The organism is Mariniradius saccharolyticus AK6 (assembly GCF_000330725.2).
In the GTDB taxonomy this organism is placed as follows: domain Bacteria; phylum Bacteroidota; class Bacteroidia; order Cytophagales; family Cyclobacteriaceae; genus Mariniradius; species Mariniradius saccharolyticus.
Genome location: NZ_AMZY02000012.1, coordinates 80,596 through 100,892, shown reverse-complemented (window position 1 = coordinate 100,892; position 20,297 = coordinate 80,596). Strand labels below are relative to the sequence as shown.

The 20,297-nt window shown below is 46.4% G+C and carries 16 protein-coding genes; 11 read left to right on the top strand and 5 right to left on the bottom strand.

The features are described from left to right. Window positions 1-570: 570 nt before the first annotated feature. The 7 genes from C943_RS13000 to C943_RS12960 all read left to right on the top strand — a co-directional run bounded on the left by C943_RS13000 (window position 571) and on the right by C943_RS12960 (window position 11,373). Window positions 571-1,728, top strand: a complete 1,158-nt coding sequence (locus C943_RS13000; protein ID WP_008628553.1) for a helix-turn-helix domain-containing protein — start codon at window positions 571-573, stop codon at window positions 1,726-1,728. Window positions 1,729-1,992: 264 nt separating this feature from the next. Next, window positions 1,993-3,519 (top strand): DUF1214 domain-containing protein, encoded by a 1,527-nt coding sequence (locus C943_RS12990; RefSeq protein WP_008628552.1) that lies wholly within the window; start codon window positions 1,993-1,995, stop codon window positions 3,517-3,519. A 56-nt stretch (window positions 3,520-3,575) separates the two neighbouring features. Continuing rightward, complete coding sequence (locus C943_RS12985; RefSeq protein ID WP_008628550.1) at window positions 3,576-4,976, top strand: DUF1254 domain-containing protein; 1,401 nt, start codon at window positions 3,576-3,578, stop codon at window positions 4,974-4,976. Between the two features lie 32 nt (window positions 4,977-5,008). Continuing rightward, on the top strand, window positions 5,009-6,475 hold the full coding sequence (locus tag C943_RS12980) for a DUF1254 domain-containing protein (protein WP_081610485.1): 1,467 nt from the start codon (window positions 5,009-5,011) through the stop codon (window positions 6,473-6,475). Window positions 6,476-6,767: 292 nt separating this feature from the next. Further along, on the top strand, window positions 6,768-7,934 hold the full coding sequence (locus C943_RS12975; protein ID WP_008628539.1) for a helix-turn-helix domain-containing protein: 1,167 nt from the start codon (window positions 6,768-6,770) through the stop codon (window positions 7,932-7,934). Between the two features lie 416 nt (window positions 7,935-8,350). Further along, entirely contained in the window at window positions 8,351-10,234 is a 1,884-nt protein-coding gene (locus C943_RS12965; RefSeq protein WP_040480601.1) for an alkyl sulfatase dimerization domain-containing protein, read from the top strand. A gap of 389 nt (window positions 10,235-10,623) precedes the next feature. Beyond that, the gene (locus C943_RS12960) at window positions 10,624-11,373 is read left to right on the top strand and encodes a porin family protein (RefSeq protein WP_008628533.1); all 750 of its coding nucleotides are present in this window, start codon (window positions 10,624-10,626) and stop codon (window positions 11,371-11,373) included. Window positions 11,374-11,428: 55 nt separating this feature from the next. On the opposite strand, the gene C943_RS12955 is transcribed toward C943_RS12960, so the two are convergent. Both C943_RS12955 and C943_RS12950 read right to left on the bottom strand, forming a co-directional pair. Then, complete coding sequence (locus C943_RS12955) at window positions 11,429-12,085, bottom strand: hypothetical protein (RefSeq protein WP_008628531.1); 657 nt, start codon at window positions 12,083-12,085, stop codon at window positions 11,429-11,431. A gap of 31 nt (window positions 12,086-12,116) precedes the next feature. Next, window positions 12,117-12,566, bottom strand: a complete 450-nt coding sequence (locus tag C943_RS12950) for a copper resistance protein NlpE (protein WP_157198541.1) — start codon at window positions 12,564-12,566, stop codon at window positions 12,117-12,119. 171 nt (window positions 12,567-12,737) lie between these two features. Between C943_RS12950 and C943_RS12945 the strand changes: the two genes are divergently transcribed. Continuing rightward, window positions 12,738-15,269: a glycogen/starch/alpha-glucan phosphorylase gene (locus tag C943_RS12945; protein WP_008628527.1), complete on the top strand. Its 2,532-nt coding sequence runs from the start codon at window positions 12,738-12,740 to the stop codon at window positions 15,267-15,269. A gap of 98 nt (window positions 15,270-15,367) precedes the next feature. On the opposite strand, the gene C943_RS12940 is transcribed toward C943_RS12945, so the two are convergent. The 3 genes from C943_RS12940 to C943_RS12930 form a co-directional block, all read right to left on the bottom strand. Continuing rightward, on the bottom strand, window positions 15,368-16,492 hold the full coding sequence (locus C943_RS12940; protein ID WP_008628524.1) for a lipase family protein: 1,125 nt from the start codon (window positions 16,490-16,492) through the stop codon (window positions 15,368-15,370). Window positions 16,493-16,510: 18 nt separating this feature from the next. Then, complete coding sequence (locus C943_RS12935; protein ID WP_008628523.1) at window positions 16,511-17,119, bottom strand: HdeD family acid-resistance protein; 609 nt, start codon at window positions 17,117-17,119, stop codon at window positions 16,511-16,513. Between the two features lie 157 nt (window positions 17,120-17,276). Further along, on the bottom strand, window positions 17,277-18,017 hold the full coding sequence (locus C943_RS12930) for a hypothetical protein (RefSeq protein ID WP_245545545.1): 741 nt from the start codon (window positions 18,015-18,017) through the stop codon (window positions 17,277-17,279). Between the two features lie 204 nt (window positions 18,018-18,221). Between C943_RS12930 and C943_RS12925 the strand changes: the two genes are divergently transcribed. From C943_RS12925 to C943_RS12915, 3 genes are all read left to right on the top strand, one after another. Next, the gene (locus tag C943_RS12925; RefSeq protein WP_008628513.1) at window positions 18,222-19,145 is read left to right on the top strand and encodes a tRNA glutamyl-Q synthetase; all 924 of its coding nucleotides are present in this window, start codon (window positions 18,222-18,224) and stop codon (window positions 19,143-19,145) included. A gap of 198 nt (window positions 19,146-19,343) precedes the next feature. Then, on the top strand, window positions 19,344-19,805 hold the full coding sequence (locus tag C943_RS12920; RefSeq protein WP_008628512.1) for an antitoxin Xre-like helix-turn-helix domain-containing protein: 462 nt from the start codon (window positions 19,344-19,346) through the stop codon (window positions 19,803-19,805). A 7-nt stretch (window positions 19,806-19,812) separates the two neighbouring features. Continuing rightward, a complete protein-coding gene (locus C943_RS12915; RefSeq protein ID WP_008628511.1) occupies window positions 19,813-20,268 on the top strand; it encodes an RES family NAD+ phosphorylase in 456 nt (151 codons plus the stop codon). The last annotated feature ends 29 nt before the right edge of the window (window positions 20,269-20,297 follow it).

Below are 20,297 nucleotides of genomic sequence, written 5' to 3'. Positions count from 1 at the left end.
AAACTGTCAACTTTTTTCAGGACGGGTCAAAAAGCCGACACGACTCGCCTCGGAACCGACACGAGTCAGCAAAAAGCCTACATGAGTCACCTCGGAACCGACACGAGTCGGTAAAAAGCCGACACGAGTCGCCTCGGAACCGACATGAGTCGGCAAAAAGCCGACACGAGTCACCTCGGAACCGACATGAGTTAGCAAAAAGCCGACACGAGTGACCTCGGAACCGACATGAGTTAGTAAAAAGCCGGCACGAGTGACCTCGGAACCGACATGAGTTAGTAAAAAGCCGGCACGAGTCAATTGATAGGTTGTTTGGTTTACCCAGCCTGCCGACAAATGCAGGGTTGCACTTTTGGGAATCGGGATTACAAATCCCGAGAAACAAAAGGGTGGAATTGCAAATCCCACCCAGCCGGGGGCCTGCCTGCCGACAATTGCAGGGTTGAACTTTGGAATGTTGGAATTTCAAATGCCAACAGGCTTCCATTCCCCTCGTTTTTAATTCCGCCGAAATCTTCATTAATTGGAGGGTATTTTGCCATATAAATCAGTAAAGGAGTAAGCCGAGAAATGGAAATCAATTTTGACCTCGCCACCTTTACACATTTGGCCGCCTGTGTGTTGGGGGTTGTTTCGGGGATTGTATTGCTTTATCAGGGAATCAAAAGTAACCCGGTCAATCTGCCCTTAGCCTTTGGCCAGATTATTCTCGCGGTTGCCATTTGGGTAAGTTTTTTGGTGGTATCCGAATTGCTGGTCCACTGGCCCTTTTTGTTCCGAACGGGCAGTTTTTTTGGATTGCTGTTTGTACCGCTGCCTTTTCTTTACGTACGGTTCTATACCGAGAAGCGAACTTGGCGTTGGTATGATTTTCTGCACTTTATCCCTGCCTTGGTTTTTCTGGTCGATTTCTGGCCGATTTTCACACTTTCAAACCAAGAGAAGCTGGCTTTGATCCTCAAGGATATCGCCAATGAAAACCAATTTGCGCAAATGCGAGAAAGTCGATTTTTCCCTCCAGGCTTTCATCAGTCCTTTCGAACCATTTTGTTCAGTGTTTATTGGCTGCTGGAAATTAGGCTAGTATTCCGCTGGATCAAGGCAAAACCGAATTTGGGGTTCGAGGAGAGGATCTGGAAAAATTGGATGTTTGTCTATCTGGCTTTTCAGATGGCTATTTGGCTTCCTTTCTATCTCACTTTTATTTGGATCGACCCGGCGCTGACTTACCACATGGTCTACACCGCAGGTGCAGCTTGGCTGGTGGTTTCTTCTTTTCTTTTGCTCTTATATCCATCGCTTGTATATGGCCAAGCCAACAATAGGGGGCACCACAAGGCACCCAAGCAGAAACCAACGGAATTGGAGCAAGGTGCCGAGCTTTTGAAGTTGCAGGAAGTAAAGACAGCGATTGAGATAGCGATGGAAAAAGACGCTCTATTTCTGAAACCCGGCTATACGATCAATGATTTTTCGCGAGACATCGGCATCCCGGTGTATCAGATATCCAAATGTATCTCCCATTTTGAGGGCATCAGCTTTATAGACTTCATCAACCGAAAGCGTGTTGGATACTGTGCACAAAAGCTTGAGGCCGGCGAGTGGAGAAACCTCAAGATCGAAGCCTTGGCCTTGGAATGCGGCTTCAATAACCGAAATTCCTTTACCAATGCCTTCAAAAAGTTCAAAGGTATTTCCCCATCCGAGTTCATCGTCAAGCATAGGTAACCATCCACTGTAGAGGAGACCGTTCGAAAGTGTTTTTTTGATTTTGCCGCATAACAGGATTTAGAAAATAAATACCACTTTTCGAGACATCCTTTAATGGTCGTTTTCGTGCCAATCTTCGCCCAAGGATGGCCATGCGTAGCCCTTTTTCGCCCAGGTCACCCCAAGAAAGACTTACTTTTATGATCAGGCTACAATCTGGTTTGTTTCGATTCCACACGCCATGAAGCCGATTTTCATTCACCAAATTTTTGCTTTCAAAATATGAAGACCAACAAACTACTTGCCTTCTCAATCATCGCGGTCTTTAGCCTTGCGTTTGCGGGCAATGTCGATGCGCAAAGAAAGTCACGTGCCGCACAACCTGCTCCTGTACCTTTGGAAAAAGCTGGTTTAAAGGGAGATGAAAAAATCCAGACCCCTTATGGGGTGATGGAGCTGCAGCATAACTACCTCACGGACGAAAGCTCCCAAAAGCTTTTTGATGCCATGGACCTGCAGCGTGCCTCTCAGGCTTATATGTGGTCGACACCTTTGGTGAGTTTCGTGACTTGGAGGGAGGAGCAGAATAAGCACTACGGACCCAATGCCCGCGGCACGTTTGCGGTGTATGTGAGCTTTCGGGAGAAGCAGGGCATCGTCACCGCCAACTTGACAACTCCTTATTTTATTGCTTTCGATAACCTTTCGAATGGACCACTCTACATCGAGTATCCCGCTGGCATGACAGCAGGTGCCGCCCTTGATTTCTGGCAGCGTCCAGTTTGTGACCTGGGCCTCACTGGCCCGGATAGGGGCGAAGGTGGAACTTACATCATTGTGGGTCCGGAAGACAATCCTGAAAAATATGAGAAGAAGGGAGTCCATGTATTCCAGTCGGCTACCAACAACATCATGTGGGGATTTCGGATACTGGATACAAACCCGGCATTTAAAACCAATTTCGTGAAAGCCTTGAAGGTCTCCGCGCTCGGGGGTCAGCCTGTGCAGAACAAATTGATCGAAGGTTTGGATAAAACCTGGTCGGCGACCGCCTACCGGGGCATGGACTACTGGAAAGCCTTGCACAATGTCATCAACCAAGAGCCTGTGCGCGAGCAGGACAAGGCATGGATGGCGATGATCGAACCACTGGGAATTGTAAAAGGAAAGCCTTTTTCTCCGGATGCCCGTCAAACAAAAATTCTGACCGAAGGTGCAGCCCTGGGTGAGCTGATGGCGCGTAATCTGGCAACCAATCCACGTTTCATGGAGAATTACTGGCCGGAAAAACAATGGCACAATATGATAGCCTTCTCGATTCCGCAGATTACTTACAACAAGGTGGAACTGGACGAGCGGACCGTATGGTTTTATGATGCCGTTACCAGCAGCGAAGGCATGGTTAACCCATACATCGGAAAAGGTCAGGTTTACCTCGCTGCCAAGCGCGACAGTGAGGGCAATCTTTTCAGAGCTGACAAAACTTACCGCTTGCGCGTGCCGGCTGATGTGCCGGTTGCACAATTTTGGGCGGTGGATTTGTACAGTGCAGAAACAAGAAGGCACTACGAAAGCGGCTTAGGAACTGTAAGGTCGGTGGCTATTGATAGCAGGATGCCCGACATCAAGCGCAATGAAGATGGTTCGGTTGACTTATACATCGGAGCCAAAGCGCCAGAGGGATACGAAAGCAACTACATGAAGACGGTGGGTACTGATGGCTGGTTTGTGATCTTCAGGCTTTATGCACCGTTGCAGCCCTATTTCGATAAGACTTTTGTATTGCCTGATTTTGAGGAGGTGAATTAAATAGAAGAGTATAGAGAGGCTATACATGTAATCCGGAACACTTTAAACAAGATCATATGAATATCAAATTTTTGATTGGCCTAGGGTTAATAGCCTTTGTCCTTGGTTGCCAAAGTCCGAAAACCGAAGTGACGCCCGAAGAAGCAAGGAGAATTGCTAAGGAAGCGTACATCTACGGCTTCCCGCTTGTAGACAATATGCGGGTGCAATATGCCTATTTCATCGACAAGAACGATCCGGATTACAAAGCGCCTTACAATATCCTCTATAATATTCCCCGCGTTTTTACCTCCCAAGACAAAGCAATCCAAACGGCAAATTCGGACACTCCCTATTCGTGGATCGGCCTTGATTTGCGCACAGAACCGATTGTGTTCACTGTGCCGCCTATCGAAAAAGATCGGTACTGGAGTTTGCAGCTCATCGACCTGTACACACACAACTTCGACATACCGGGTACGCGCACAGATGGGAACAATGGCGGCAGTTTTCTGATTGCAGGTCCCAACTGGAAAGGGGAAATACCCGAAGGAATTACAAGGGTAATCCGTTGTGAGACTGAGATCGCATCTGCCCAGTTCCGGACTCAACTCTTTGATCCTGCCGATCTGGAGAATGTCAAGAAGATCCAGGAGCAGTATATTGTAAAGCCTTTATCGGCCTTCCTCAATCAGCCTGCTCCAAAGGCTGCCCCTGAGATCAACTTCCCCAAGCCGCTCACTCCGGAAACCCAGAGGACATCGTTGGAATTCTTCAGCCTGTTGAACTTCTACTTGCAGTTCTGCCCTACACATCCATCCGAAAAAGACCTCAGGGAGCAATTTGCTAAAATCGGCCTGGTACCCGGAAAGACCTTTGATACAGTATCATTGTCTCCCGAAATCAAAGATGCGCTGAATGCGGGTATAGAGGATGCCTGGAAAGAATTTGAGGCCTTCAATACGAACGAAATTAAAACCGGCAAAGTGGGTAGTGCTGAGGCGTTTGGCACCAGGGAGCATTTAAACAACAATTATATGTTTCGCATGGCCGGAGCGGTATTGGGAATTTATGGCCTTTCAAAAGAAGAAGCGATCTACCCTATTTACCAGACTGATTCAGAAGGGCAGCCTTTGAATGCCGCTACCAACAAGTATACATTGACCATGAAGAGTGATGAAATGCCCCCGGTTAATGCATTTTGGTCATATACCATGTATGAGCTGCCGGCAAGAATTATGACGGAAAATCCGATTAACCGGTATTTGATAAATTCCGCCATGTTGCCAAATCTCAAGCGCAATCCAGACAATAGTATTACAATTTATATACAGCACGAATCTCCGGGTAAGGACAAGGAGTCGAATTGGCTTCCTGCGCCTAATGGGCCTTTCTTTTTCGTAAACCGCCTGTATTTGCCCAAACCTGAGGCCTTGAACGGTACGTGGAAGCCAAAGCCTTTGGTGCGGGTGCAATAAATCAAGGTTTTGATGAAGTAATGACTGATAAAATGAGAAAAATAAAAGTTGGCGTATTTACTGTCCTAGGTCTTATTGCTTTCTCCACGGCATGTCAGAGCCCGAAAAAGGAAACTCAAACAGATTTGGTTGCTGTGGCAAACGCAGAGAAGTCTTACGCTGATTTGCAGCAGCAAGTGATGCAATCGCGGGCGATAGAGGCGATGATCTGGGGAATGCCTGCGGTGAATCTTGACCTTATGTACCAGGCTATGCTCAATGAGACGGCCTGCCGGGAAAACCAGATGTTGTATTGGTCGCGCCTGCTCGATTGGAAGAACCAAACGCTTACGCCCAATACCGACGTGGTCTATTTCACGCCTTACTTTGATACCCGGGAAGTTGGCCCCATTGTGTTGGAGGTACCACCGGCTGATGAGGGTGCCATTGTGGGTACGATCATGGATGCCTGGCAAATGCCACTGGAGGACATTGGTGTGGCTGGCGCTGACCAGGGCAAGGGAGGGAAATACCTCATCCTGCCTCCAGGGCATGATGGCAAGGTACCGGCTGGATACATCGTGCTCCCTTCCCAGACCTACAAAGGATATGCCCTGATCCGGTCCGTCCTGAAGAGCGGAAGCGAGGAAGACCTGGCTAAGGCAGTCGCTTACGGCAAGCGCATGAAAATCTACCCGCTTTCTCAAGCAAACGCTCCATCCCCCACGGTTTATGTGGATGCTGCGGGCGTATTGTATGATGCCACGATCAAGTATGACATCCGGTTTTTCGAGTCGTTGGATCGCATCGTTCAGTATGAACCATGGCTGGAACGCGACCGGGCCATGATCGACAAGTTGCGTATGATCGGTATTGAAAAAGGCAAGCCATTTGCACCAGATGCTGCCCAAACCGAATTGCTCAATGAGGCAGCCGCGCAGGGTTTTACCTTCATTGATGGGATGTACAAGGAAGTGGTCAAGGGTGGTGCATTTGCAGAGGGCAGCAGGTGGTCATTTCCCCAGTCGATTGCCATGGTCTTCAAGGCATCGCAAGACCAATTCAAGGATCCGAACCTCTATCCTGTAGATGCACGTGGCCTGTTGTTTTCCTTTATTTTCTTCACCCCCAAGCGGATGGGAGAAGGCCAATTTTACCTGATGGCCCTGGAGGATAAAGATGGCCAACTGTTGGACGGCAGTAAGAATTATAAGCTTACCGTTCCTGCCAATGCACCCGTGCGTCAATATTGGTCGGCTACGCTTTACGATCTTCGTACGCATGCCCTCATTCGCGAAATGTCCCATGCAGGTCGCTCTTCCCAGAGCCCAGGATTGCAGGTCAATGCCGACGGCTCTGTGGATCTTTACTTTGGTCCCCAAGCCCCAGAGGGAAAAGAGTCCAACTGGACCCCGACAGATCCAAATGGGCAATTCGAGATATTGTTCAGATTCTATGGCCCGCTTCCATCCTTGTTTGATAAGACTTGGGTGTTGCCTGACATCGAGCCCGTAAAGTAAAAACTACCCCGTCATGGAACGGAGCCCTGAAACAAAAGTCCGCAAGACAAGGGCTCCGATTCCAGGGGGACTTGCCTTTCGGGAAAGGTCAGATTGAACTTTTGAGAATTGGGATTTCAGATACCAAAACAAGACACGGTGGAATTGCATCCCGAAGCCTGTCGCGGATCCACCCAGCCCTAGGGATTTCTAATGCCAACAGGCCTTCATTCCCATCGTTTTTTATTCAGCCGAAATCTTCTTTATTTGATGATCGTTTTCCAGGATAGTCTGTAAAGGAGCAAATCAAGCGATGGAAATCAATTTTGATTGGATCATCTTTGTGCATTTGGCAGCGGCAGTACTTGGGGTATTGTCGGCAGCGGTTATTTTTCGTTTTGCCGTAAAAAATAACCCTGCCTACCAGCCGCTGGCGATAGGGCAACTGAGTATTTCCTTGGCTGTATTTGTTGGATTCTCCAATGTATCCCAATTGACGATCTATTGGCCATTCATGTACCGGATGGGAAATCTATTTGCATTGATCTTCATACCGATGCCTTACCTGCACATGGTCTTTTTCACAAAGAAGCGGCTTTGGAGGTGGTATGATATCTTTCATTTGATTCCCCTTTTGGTGTATTTGGTAGACTATTGGCATGTGTTTTCGATGTCTTCTGCGCAAAAGGCCGAATTGATTGTCCGTGAGGTGCAGGATTTGAACCTCTTGGGTATGTTTGCCCAGAGCAAGTACTTTGGGCCAGGTTTCCACCAGGAGTTTCGTACGATATTATTTAGTTTGTATTGGATTGCCACGGTATGGCTCTTTTTGAAATGGAACAAAAGCCGCTCGGAGTCAAATTCCGATGCGAAAGGCTGGAGGAATTGGATGGTGATATTTCTGGGATGTCAGGTTTTTTTGTGGTTTCCGTTTTACCTCAGCATGTTGGGTTTGGAAATAATGACTACTTACCATATCGTCAATTCGTTTTCGGTGGTATGGCTGATGGTTTCGAGTCTGTCGCTATTTTTCTTTCCGTCTTTGCTTTATGGAGGATTGCTCCAGAACTCCGCCCAATCGCACCGACAAGGAAGAGTTCATGTCAAGCAGGAGTCAAATCCGGAGGAGGAGAAAAAATTGGAAGAGTTCATTCAAATCATTGAATCGGAGATGGATGGGAAGAAGTTTTTCCTCGAACGGGGCTACAGTATCAATGATTTTTCGAACGATATCCATATACCTGTGTATCAGATTTCAAAAAGCCTCAACACATTCCGAAGCATCAGTTTTATAGATTTTATCAATCTAAAAAGGATTCATCATTGTGTGGAAAACATTGAAAACGGGAAATGGTCGAACTATACGATTGAAGCGATTGCGAATGAGTGTGGCTTCAATAATCGAAACTCCTTTACCAATGCTTTCAAGAAGTTCATCGGAACCTCCCCGTCCGAATACCGGGAAAACATCAAGCATTGACATTGTCCCGCCGGAAATTCACTCATGAATTGAATTTTTCTTGATTATTATTGGCCAAGACGCCAGCGGGTTCATAAGGATTTTTTCGCTAATAAATTAGGTTTCGCCACTTTTTAGGGAATGCGTGCTGATACATGTGGCCTTGCGGATTGCCCTGAGCTACTTTTGGTCCAACTCGGCAATCTTGGCGACCAGAGGAAAAGAGGGAATTCTTTAGGGTGCATTCAAATATTCCCGAGGGTAGTTGGAAATAATGCGGGGCTTGAACTCTTGGAAAGAAGGATTAGATGCTTTAATGAGCAGTGATAGACTCTTTTTACAGCGTTGATCCGGCCAAGAAATTAATCGTTGCTTTGATGGAAGGGGGAAACTATTCGAACGTCAATATTCTATTTTCAAAAACTAATCAAACTTCTATGAGATCTAGGTCAAATTTCGCCATTAAGCTGTTTGCAATTTTACTCCTGCTGGTCACTGGCTGTAATCGGCAACAGTCAGAAACAGAAATAAATGAAGCAGATGCCCAAGAACTGACCATTGAAAAGAGTGGAACCTTCATGGGCAAACCTTATGAATTGGTTGAATTTCCCAATGGCGCATGGGCTAACAAAACCCTACAGACTGACTACAAAATGTTCAAAGTCCCATTATCGTCCAATTTCATCAAAAAGGAAGTTGCAAAAATTGCCGATGGTATCTACACCATCAACGGCTTGTTTGCATCATACATACCCGTGATCGAAACAAAAAATGGGGTGATCATCTACGATAGTGGTACCAGCCCGGAAATAGGACGGGAGATCCTGAAGATGCTGGAAACAGTAACCGAGAAGCCGGTGATTGCGGTTATCTATAGCCACTCACACTACATTTTCGGAAGTTCCGCAATCAAGGAAAAATACCCCAATGCCCAATTCATTGCCAACCCGAGATTGGCATCAAACCTGGCTTCCGGCCAAGGGGCAGGAAGCGTGTTTCCTGAGATTGGCCCCCTTTTGAACAGTGGTTTGGTACAGCAGTTTCATATGATGCTGCCACGAGAGGGCAAGGATGCGCCCTTTGGTGGATTCATCTCGTTTCCTGACTTCAGCGGATTCGTAAGGCCGACCACTGAGGTGACCGAAGGGCAGGTGCTCAATATTGATGGGGTAGATTTGCAGTTCTTCACCAATTTCAATGTGGACTCTGACGATCAATTGCTGGTATGGATTCCAAGTAAGAAAATAGTACTAAACAATGCATTCTGGGGATTTATGCCCAACATGTATTCTTTGCGGGGTTCCAACTTCAGAGATCCGGAAAACATCACGCAGGCATTATTCAAAATCAGGGACCTGGGTACTGAAATAATGCTGAGTACACACGGCACACCTATAGTGGGCAAACAGGCGGTCAAGGAAACCGTGGAGACCTATGCTGATTTTTACAATTTTGTGAAGGACCAGACTTTGAGGGCCATGCTGTTGGGTAGGGCCCCGCAGGACCTGGGCAAGTTTTTGAAATTGCCACAGCATTTTCGCGATGCGGAGTACTTGTGTGAAACCTATGGTCCGCTCGAGACATTTGCCGAACCTATCTATCATCACGGCCGAGGATGGTTTGACAACGATGCTGCCAATATTTTCAAACTTACAAGGGAAGATGAGGCAAGAAACCTGATCAAAGCAATGGGAGGTCCTGACCGGGTGGTGCAGCTGAGCGATCAGGCCATCAAAGAGGGTGACCAAATGTGGGCGCTGAAGCTGATCAACTATCTGTATGTAACCGAACCCACCAACCAAACTTACCGCACCAAAAAAGCGCAATTGCTTTACCAATTAGGAATGGTGCTCGAATCGCAAAATGCACGGAGTTGGTGCATCACACAGGCCTATGCGCTTACCAATAAATTGGCTTTGCCGCGGTTGGTATTGCCTGATGAGATCGTGAATAATATGAATCCAACCACGCTGCTCACGCAGTACAAGGTAAGGATTGACCCTGAAAAGGCCGGTACCACGAATTACCTGTTGGCTTTTGCCGTAGGCGATGGCAAAAAAGTCGGGCTTCATTGCCGCTTTGGCGTGGTTGAGTTTATTGATGATGTAGAAAAATACGGTCAAGCGCCCAATGCCACCCTTACCATGTCGCAAACCTCCTTGGTTGATCTTTTCATGAACAGAAAACCTGTTGGCCAAATTTTGTCAGAACAAGGCAACGCAGTTAAGGGAGACAGGAAGGAAGTGGAAAATTTCCTGTCGTATTTCGATGAAATATTTAGCCCCCAAGTGAATCAGGCTATACCCGTAGTGAAGAAATAGCCTATGAGGAGAGAAATGCCTGGCACATGGTTTTCAAATATGAATTCATTGTCACGCGATTGTTTCTTTTGCCAACTGATTGGCAACCATCTTCGCTAGCGCCTAGGTGCCCTTATTTAAAATGCTTCTTCCATGTCGAAAGGCTGTAATGTCGCATTCGAGAGCTTTCTAGGCCATTTCAAATGCTGAGATTGTCCAATATTTTACTTCGATGAAAGGCCGACGTATTTGTCGGCCTTTTTTTTCTACAAAGGTGATGCGGTGGTTGTAGTGCTTGGGTGGTTTACCTATCGGGTTGGTTTTGTCGGACCATTCAAAGCAAATCGATACCGTGGGAAATCCAAAACCTGATAAATATTGTATTTTTGGGCATTTACAAATTTTGCGTGATGCGGGGACTATTTAGCCTTCTGTTGTTTTTGATTTCTTTTTCGGCTTATTCCCAAAGAGAAGTATTGGATGACAATGAAAACTGGTGGGGGATACTTACCTCTGGTCAGATTGCGCCCAATTATGCCTTGTGGATGGACAGCCATTTTGTGAATGAAACGTTTTGGATCATTCGTTCTGGACTTACCTACCAAACCGACAATGGACTTTGGGCCATTACCGGCGGATATGCCTACTTGCGGCTTGGCGCACCGTTTTCCGAGGGCAAATTGGTAAGGCCGGAGCATCGCCCTTGGGGACAGGTCGTGTATCGGGTTCCGGGGAAAGGCCCTTTCACGGCTAGTTTCAGGTTCAGGTATGATGCACGATTCAGGGCAAACCTCGGTCCTACGGGTGTGGAAGAAGGCTATATGTTCAATAGTCGTTTCCGTTTCAACAATTCCCTTCGGTACAATTTCCGGGATGCCCTGAGTCCCCATTTCAATTTTGCGACTTCTCTACTCAACGAGAGCTTGATTACGACGGGACCGGCCCCCGTTACCAATGCTTTTGAGCACCGGATATTTTTTCTCCTGAATTTTCAAAAAAACAGCATTACGCTTTCTCCCGGATACCAAATGCGCTTTTTGGACTTTCAGCCTGATTTTCTCAGGTTCAGGCATGGATTCATTTTTTGGCTGACTTACAACTACCGCTTCAAGGACTTCAAAAGGAAGAACTTCGAGATTTTACCGACAGATAAAATGTAAAAAAGGGAACCAGTTCATCCACTAGCCCCCTTTTTTGTGAGAAGTTCAGGAAATGTTAGTTTTTCTGGATCACGCCTTCTTGCATCATTCTTTCCAAAACGACCTCCGCAAATTCCTTGGAGAATTTCTCCATGGACGAGGGATTCAAAGTTTTGGACTGACCGGTCCACACAAGGAGCTCGGAGCTTACATCGTAGATATTGATTTCGACGAAATACTTTCTGTCATTGACGATATGGCCGGGAGTCATCATCATGCCGTGGTGCATGCCCCAAAAGCCACCAAAACCTCCGGCGCCTCCCATTCCCCATCCTGGGCCCCACATCATCGGACCGCCCATCATGGCGCCTGGGATGTAGCGTTGCTCGTTTTGTACGTCGATGAGCGTCATGGTCATGATGGCGTCATTGCCGCGCTGATAGATGATGTTCATCATGGCGTTTTTGTCGAGATCGGTGCTCATCCAAAAATTTGGCTGAATGGTCGAACTGCTGGTGGTGGAATTGATACCGATATTGCCAAGGATGCGTTGCACATCATTTTCAAAACTCTGTCTCTTGGCCATGTCGCCAATCACTGCCGCTACGTAGAGGTTTTTGTAACCACCTGGATTCTTGGACGGGCTGGTCCATGATCTGGTGATCTTGGTAGCGGGAGAGCATGACACAACTGTCAGAAATATCATGAAAGCGTAAACGATATTCTTTTTCATCACTGTAGTTTGATTAATTTTTCTTGGTTTGTTATTTCTTGTTCAATCTATATTTATCTGCCAAATCCCCCGTGATGCGATTTCCGTCCATGTCAAGGTGGAAAAGCACATTTTCACCTACGAAATATTGGTTCGGAGCGGGTTCGCTATCCAGGGTAATCGTGTTTCCTTCGTCATTCCAGGAGAAAGTGCCCTGGGTTTCGATGACTTCGCTATTTTCCTTTCCCAGATAGGTAACCTTTTTTACATAAGAGTTGCCTACACCCAACTCGATCACCGTTTGGATGCCTTCACAGTCAGCACATGGGAGGACTCCCTCGTAGGTTCCCATGAAGTCCAAAGATGTCACCGCGTTGTGTTCATCTCCTTCAAACATTTCATCGGAAACGACAATCTCTTCTGTTTGCTGTTTTGTTTGGCAGGCGACCATCATCCCTCCGAAGGCTGCCAAAATCACCATAATTACCGCATTTAATCTCATTTTTTGCATCAGGTAAAATCCGGTTCAATATACAACCAATTTGCTACATTCATCCTCGTAGATTACGTTATTCGCCACGATTCAATGAAAAAGATCGGATTCTATCTGTTTTGTTTGCTTCGCGATTTGGTTAACTTTCGCGCTTGAAATTTTTGGTAAAGTTGAAATAAAATGAAAAAGAAAGTACTAGCGGATAAGGTCCAAGCCGACGCGACCAACGGCAATGGCAACGGACACTCACCGTATTTGGAGGATTCAAGGACAGGCTTGGGTGTGGATACGCTTAAAAGAGCGATCAGGAATAACCTGTTTTATGTGCAAGGCAAGTTTCCCGAAATTGCAACTCGAAACGATTATTATATGGCCATCGCATATGCGGTCAGGGACAGGCTTTTACAGCGATGGGTGGCTTCTGTCAAGCAATATATTCAGGAGAAACACAGGGTAGTTGCTTATTTATCCGCAGAATACCTGCTTGGGCCACATTTGGCCAATAACCTCATCAATCTTGGGATTTACAAGGAAACCGAACAGGCCTGTAAGGAATTGGGATTGGATTTGGAATGGCTGATCGAAAAAGAAGTTGAACCGGGTCTTGGAAATGGCGGTTTGGGTCGTTTGGCTGCCTGCTATATGGACTCTTTGGCCACCTTGGAAGTACCCGCTATCGGCTATGGCATCAGGTATCAGTTTGGGATTTTCGAACAGGATATCAGGGATGGCTGGCAAGTGGAGGATACTGACAACTGGCTGCGCCGTGGTAACCCTTGGGAAATCGCCCGCCGGGAGTTGAGCTATGACATCAAGTTTGGAGGTTATGTGCAGACCTATTTGGACCGAGCAGGAAAGCTTTGCTTCAACTGGATTCCCGAGTTGGTGGTGAAGGGTGTGGCTTACGATACACCAATTTTGGGTTACAAAGTAAACACAGCCAATACTCTAAGGCTTTGGAAATCAGAGGCTCCACACTCGTTTGATTTTCAGTCATTTAATGCAGGTGACTACAACAGTGCAGTGAACTCGAAGATCATTTGCGAAAACATCTCGAAGGTCCTTTATCCCAATGATGAACAAATAGAAGGTAAAAGGCTTAGGCTGCAGCAGCAGTATTTCTTTGTGTCCTGTTCGCTTCAGGATATGATTGGAATCCACTTGCGTCAAGGTGAGAAAATCCATGATTTCCACAAAAAGTTTGTGGTGCAGCTTAACGATACCCACCCTGCGATCGGAGTCGCGGAATTGATGCGTTTGCTGATGGATGTCCATCAGTTGGAATGGGAAGAGGCTTGGGATATCACTTCCAAGACATTTGCATACACCAACCATACACTGCTGCCCGAGGCCTTGGAGACTTGGGATTTGCAGCTATTCGGATCAGTCCTGCCACGGCACCTACAATTGATCTATGAAATCAACCGTAGGTTTGTAGACTATGCAACCATTAAGCTATATGGCAACCACCAGAAGATTTCCAGCCTTTCGTTGATCGGCGAAGGTCCTAGGAAATATATCAAAATGGCCAATTTGGCTTGTTTGGGGAGCTTTGCGATCAATGGCGTGGCGGCTTTGCACTCCGAATTGTTGAAGAAGACCGTCTTGAAGGATTGGTATGAACTGATGCCGCACAAGTTCCAGAATAAGACAAATGGGGTAACCCCGCGTCGCTGGATGGTGCTTGCCAATCCTGAATTGACAAATCTCATCAGCGGCAAGATAGGCGAGGGCTGGATCAAAAATCTCCACGAATTGAAGCAGCTGGAGCCATTTGCGGACGATCCGGAATTCAGAAAGGAATGGATGCAGGTCAAGTTCAATAAGAAGAAGGCATTGGCCAAGCGAATAAAGAAAAGACTTGGGGTGGATGTCGATCCCAATTCCATGTTTGACATCTTGGTGAAGCGTATCCATGAGTACAAGCGTCAGCATCTCAAGGTGCTGCACATCATTACGCTGTACAATCAAATCAAAAAGAATCCAAGTATGGACGTGGTTCCAAGGACGTTCATTTTTGCTGGAAAAGCTGCGCCCGGGTATAGAAAAGCAAAGCTGATGATCAAGTTGATCAACTCGGTTGGTGAAATCGTCAACAATGATCCTGATATCAATGGCCGCATCAAAGTGGTCTTCTATCCCAACTACAATGTCACCAACGCCCAAAAAATATATCCTGCCGCGGATGTTTCTGAGCAGATTTCGACAGCGGGCAAGGAGGCATCCGGAACAGGAAACATGAAATTGTCCCTAAATGGAGCCTTGACAGTAGGCACGTTAGATGGTGCAAATGTGGAAATCAGGGAATGTGTGGGCGAAGAAAACTTCTTCCTGTTCGGATTGACAGCGGACGAAGTTGCCAAAGTAAAATCCGAAGGCTACAAGCCCTGGGATTACTACAGCGAAAATCCGAATCTCAAAGAGGTCATCGACCAAATCAATTCAGGATATTTCTCGCATCTGGACAGCAAGGTGTTCAAGGAATTGACGGATTCCTTGTTGTATGACGACCAATACTTACTGTTTGCAGATTATCAATCCTATATCGATACCCAGGCCAAAGTCGAGGAGGCGTTCAAGGACCAAGACAAATGGGCCAGGATGTCGATTCTCAATACCGCTAGGATGGGCAAATTTTCATCAGATCGCAGTATTCGCGAATACTGTGATGAAATCTGGAAAGTGGAATCTGTCCCTGTCACATTGGACTAACCATAAAAAAATCCCGGTTTTAACAGCCGGGATTTTTTTTGACTTTGAAGATGCCGGATTGGTGATGCCTAGGATTGGCATTTAGATTTGAATACGGATCAGCGTGTGCCATACCTACGTTCTATCAACTCCATGTAAGGCAGGTGGAAATGGTGCATGAAGATTTTTTCGGGATCATCAGGATATTTTTCCAAATATGCCGCATCGGCAGTAAGGGAGATTGTGTTTCCTGCACGCGCGTAGTCCATCGTCCCCGCAAAGGTCGGTTTTTGGAATTCGGGCAGGTACCTCTGCACAAGTCCCGTAGCCTTGTCGCCCAGGAATTTTTCGAAATTCCGACTCGCTTTTCGGGTCGGCTTGTCCAGTTTGTTGTAGACATGTTTGAAAAGTAGCCGTTGCGAAAATTTCTGCTTTTTCAATATTTGATCAACATCCGAAAAAGGGTTCACCTTGTTGAAATCGGCAATCGTTTGGATGGAAAACGGAGTTTGCGGTACCCAATCAGATGCGTTGATGACATTGTAAGCCCATCCGTCTTGGGTCAGGTTTTCATAATCCATGGCGAAAAATAGATTTCCCGGCTTCGGGGCAGCACTACAATAAGTCTTGATTATCCAGTCTGAAGGGATTTTTCCATTGGCACGGTTGGTGAGTAAATAAGCTGTCAATAAGTAGGCAATTCCACCGCCCTGACTGTGGCCCATGATGAGTAGGTCTTTGGTGCCCGCTTGGTATAAGGAATCCATCTTCGGTCCAAGGTCCCTGGCGATGAAAGCAGTAGCCAAGAGCCAACCTACATGCACTGCTGCCCTTGGATTTGCCGCTACTTGATAGTCAAATCGGAAATCTTTTGCGATTTGGAGCGTGCCTGATGCTGGCACCATGCCTGAATAGAAATTTTCAAGCCAAGACGAGGGGTCCCCTGCGGTGCCACGAATGCTGACCAAGGCGGTGTTTGAGTCTTTGTCAAACCACAGTTGCCATTTGTTTTTCAAGCCCATCTCGGGGGAATCGTATATTTTCTCGAAGAATTCAGGCTCAGGAATTTTACTCAAGTAAAGGCTATCCTGGGCAAACTTGGCCGATACCTTCATCAGCTCAAGGTATTCTTTTGGACTGAATCCCGGTTTTAGACCCTGTGCCCGCAGGCCATTGACTGAGTAAAATGCCAAAAACAGCAATAAGGAGATCCTTCTCCAATTCCAACAAGGTGTATTTCTCATCCAAAAAATGTCTTGAGTTTAGGATAACCGATTTTTCAATTCTTCTAAACCTTCCTTCATGTCTTGGCCTTTGTTCTTGATTTTTTTGAGCCCAAGCGACAAGACGATGTTGAATAGACCGAGGGAAAAGAAAGCCATGGCTGTGAAAATCACGATTGTCAATCCGCCCAAGGTTGGGTTGAAAATGATCATAATGGCTAAAAGAATCGAGATAGAGCCTGAAAATAGGAGCCATCCCCATCGGCTGTCACCGTATCGCTTCATGTCAAAAGCAAACCCGAAAGTCGCGAATCCTTTGAATAGAAAATAGAACGCGACCAAGTAGGGGAGCACGGCCATTGTCAACGGCGGATGAAAAAACAGGATCGCACCGACTACGAAATCAAAGATCGCTCCTGTGAGGTGCCAGCCCCAATCCTCGATGTCTGCCCTATTGCTGATCGCAAAAATCAAATTGAAAATGCCGGAGACAAACATGAATGCCGCAAAGAAGATCGCCAAGGCCACAAAGCTGGCAACGGGCGTAGTGATCGTCCATATGCCCGCGATGATGAACATGATTCCGATAATCAATGGCATCCACCAATATTTTACAGCAGTTGTGGTTTTTTGGAGAATTGATTTCATAAAAGATTGATTAAGGATAAATTTTTGAAGTAAGCTTTTGAAAAATACAAAATTTTGTAATGTCCGAATGTTATGGTTTGTTGAATTTTAAAAAATCCCATTAGAAATGAATTTCCCGAAGGGATAGATGCCTCGGTAGAGTTTGGCGTTCAGCGTTTTACTCTTCTTTTCGATACAAAGTTTTTCGTTCCAGAAAATCGGTCAGCATTTTTTCCACTTGCTCCCAATTCATGTCCAGGAATTGATGGTCGATGTTAAGGAGGTTGAACTCAATGATCAGGTCGTCAAGGTCTTTGTCGGAAAGCTGATATTCATATTTCAAGGCTTGCATGACTGAATCTGATTGTATAAGGTCCAAATAGTCCTTTTGTCGGGCCAAGAAGGCGAGTTTTTTTGCGTAGGCACGCTTTTGTCGCTCACTTTTCATGAAGTAGGATATCGGGCCATCCAGCGTCAACCCCGGTTGGAGGCTTTGGTTGTTGCTCGTGCCGGCATATACTTTTCCGGGTCCGGCAGGCCGATCACTCAAAGCACGCATGGTGGAGAGATTTCCTGCCCGAAATGGAATCACGATCTCCTCCGCGTACAAGTCAAACCTCGGAAGCGTTCTCCCGTCCAAGAACACTTCCACAAGTATATGTTTCTCGGAACCAACGACATGGGCCTTGGGGATAAAGTAGTACCTCAAGAAAACGAGAGAATCGCCCTCTTGCGCCCGTACCCGAAAATAACCCCGTTCATTTGTGACGCTACTGTCACCATTTTGAAGGTTGACTACCAACACTTTGTCCAAAAAATTGCGATCCAATCCATCAAGGACATTTCCGGTCACTACTTGGGACATCGCGCTAAGCGGTCCAAAGACAAGGAAAATGCAGAGAAGGAAGAATCTATTCACGATGCAAAATTAAGGTAAGGCTCTGCCGTATAAAAATCCAAGCGGTTAAAAGATATTAATGGCCGAATAGTGGTGCAGTAAATGCCAGAGTGAGCATGTCCCCGAATTATCATGGGCGCGTTTTGAATTCAAGTGAGGTATGTCGTTAACTGGAGGCAGCCTTTTCGGGCTTTTGCAGTATCTTCGGTTTTCGATCAAATCAAAATGGAAAAAAGTAAACTGACACGCTACGCGCCCACTCCAAGTGGATTTTTGCACTTGGGGAATATCTATTCATTTATTCTGACATATCACCTCGCAAACAAGCAGGGAGCCAAGATACTCCTGAGGATCGATGACTTGGATAGTGACCGCATCAAACCCGCCTATATACAAGATATCTTTGACTGTCTTGATTTTTTGGAGTTGCCCTTTGACCTAGGTCCTCGGACTCCAAAGGAGTATGAAGCCGAGTTTTCCCAAAGACACCGGAAAGCCCTATATGTCCATGCTTTGGAGGTTTTGAAGGGGAAAGGAAAGTTGTTTGCGTGTGAATGTAGCCGTTCCAAAGTGGATCGTATGCATCCCTTGGGCTATTACACGGGACTATGTCGCGACAAAAAGCTACCGTTTGAGGCTAAAGACAACTCGTGGAGATTTCGTGCTGATATGCACCAGGAGGTACTCTTTAATGAACTTGGGAAAGGGCAGGTCCACGGAAAGCTACCGGGGATTTTGGCGGATTTTATTGTGAGGCGAAAGGATGGCTTGCCAGCTTACCAATTGACTTCTGTGGTGGATGACATACATTTTGGAGTGGACTTGGTGGTGAGAGGCAAGGACTTGTGGGGCTCGACGATCGCCCAGGTTTTGCTTTCCAAGTCGCTGGAAAAGAATGACTTTTCGAATACTTTATTTCACCATCATACCCTATTGAAAGGGCCTGGAGATCAAAAACTTTCCAAATCTGCGGGAGCAACTTCCATTTATCATCTGAGGAAAGAGGGTAAGACGAGGAAAGAGATATTTGGGTTGATTGGAAAAATGATCGGTCTGGAATATGTGGCCAATTTGGAGGATTTTGCTGAATTGGTGCCCGATAATGGGCCATCTGTGAAGCGCCAAAATGACAAGAGGAGAGGAAAATGATTCATTGTTTTGTGATTTCCTATCGTGGCGGTACCGCCCAATTTTGTTCAAAATCCTTTAATGGGTGAATCCAGCTACCACAAAACACCAAATTATCTGTTAAGCCTTCCAAACCGAAATTGAAAAGTAAAAAATCGTCACTTATTGAAATAACGGACAAAATTCCATATATTAGGGGACAATTTTCCGATTAAAGATATGGCAAGACGCATTTCAAAAGTAAGCGAACCGGCGATGGCCGTCTACCAGAAAGCCAAGCTTTCCCCAAATGATGTATTGGGAGTAGAAGAAGGGCTGCTCGATGAGCCACTTATGCGAATTGAGACATTCCGCAATGGCCTGTCCAAGGCTTCATTTGAACGCCTCAAAGAGTTATCAGGCCTCGACAACAACCTGCTTGCCAATGCCCTTTCCGTCTCCTCGAAGACACTTCAGCGTAAGGATGTGTTTGATACTGCGCAGTCCGAGCGAATGTATGAATTGGCAGAACTGTACGCCTTAGGTACCAATTATTTTGGCAGAGAAGGATTCCAACGGTGGATGGTTCGCCCAGTCTTCTCGATCGGGAATCGTATTCCGATTGAGTTGATCGATGTTTCTGAGGGCTTGGAGATACTTAAGACAGAGATCATGCGACTACAGCATGGGATAGCCGTCTAAGACCGATATGCGGATTTTTAGAATTGCCTTGACGGAGTATTGTGATACAAGCGGGGAAGGAGCGAGGGTATATGGCGGTAGATGGAATTTACGGAGACTTCCTGCGCTGTACGGAAGCGGCTCTGTTGCTTCCTGTTTGCTTGAGCGGCTTACGATTGATTCTGAGTTGTTTTCTTCAGAGCGGTATGTTTTTTATTCTGTGATGGAATTCACCGTTCCAGACCAATTGGTGGTAGTGCCACCGATTTCGGAGCTCCCACTAGATTGGGACGCGATTCCTCCCCAAAGAGCCTCGCAAGAGTTTGGCACACGCATGCTTTCGTCTGGGATGCTTTGTTTTGGGGTTCCTTCGGTCGTGGATCCTACTTCCATGAATTACGTCATAAATCCACTTTCCAAAGACTTTCCGCTTTTGACCTATCGTGTTTTTCCATTGGAATTGGACAAGCGGATACTGAGATAAGGTCGTCAAAATATTTAGGTCTGGAATTA

Bases quoted from the DNA above. Each gene is read 5' to 3' on its own strand.
- C943_RS12915 (WP_008628511.1), top strand. From the start codon at position 19,813: ATGCGGATTTTTAGAATTGCCTTGACGGAGTATTGTGATACAAGCGGG.
- C943_RS12940 (WP_008628524.1), bottom strand. From the start codon at position 16,492: ATGAGAAATACACCTTGTTGGAATTGGAGAAGGATCTCCTTATTGCTG.
- C943_RS12945 (WP_008628527.1), top strand. From the start codon at position 12,738: ATGAAAAAGAAAGTACTAGCGGATAAGGTCCAAGCCGACGCGACCAAC.
- C943_RS12960 (WP_008628533.1), top strand. From the start codon at position 10,624: ATGCGGGGACTATTTAGCCTTCTGTTGTTTTTGATTTCTTTTTCGGCT.
- C943_RS12985 (WP_008628550.1), top strand. From the start codon at position 3,576: ATGAATATCAAATTTTTGATTGGCCTAGGGTTAATAGCCTTTGTCCTT.
- C943_RS13000 (WP_008628553.1), top strand. From the start codon at position 571: ATGGAAATCAATTTTGACCTCGCCACCTTTACACATTTGGCCGCCTGT.
- C943_RS12920 (WP_008628512.1), top strand. From the start codon at position 19,344: ATGGCAAGACGCATTTCAAAAGTAAGCGAACCGGCGATGGCCGTCTAC.
- C943_RS12990 (WP_008628552.1), top strand. From the start codon at position 1,993: ATGAAGACCAACAAACTACTTGCCTTCTCAATCATCGCGGTCTTTAGC.
- C943_RS12975 (WP_008628539.1), top strand. From the start codon at position 6,768: ATGGAAATCAATTTTGATTGGATCATCTTTGTGCATTTGGCAGCGGCA.
- C943_RS12965 (WP_040480601.1), top strand. From the start codon at position 8,351: ATGAGATCTAGGTCAAATTTCGCCATTAAGCTGTTTGCAATTTTACTC.
- C943_RS12980 (WP_081610485.1), top strand. From the start codon at position 5,009: ATGAGAAAAATAAAAGTTGGCGTATTTACTGTCCTAGGTCTTATTGCT.
- C943_RS12955 (WP_008628531.1), bottom strand. From the start codon at position 12,085: ATGAAAAAGAATATCGTTTACGCTTTCATGATATTTCTGACAGTTGTG.
- C943_RS12935 (WP_008628523.1), bottom strand. From the start codon at position 17,119: ATGAAATCAATTCTCCAAAAAACCACAACTGCTGTAAAATATTGGTGG.
- C943_RS12950 (WP_157198541.1), bottom strand. From the start codon at position 12,566: ATGAGATTAAATGCGGTAATTATGGTGATTTTGGCAGCCTTCGGAGGG.
- C943_RS12925 (WP_008628513.1), top strand. From the start codon at position 18,222: ATGGAAAAAAGTAAACTGACACGCTACGCGCCCACTCCAAGTGGATTT.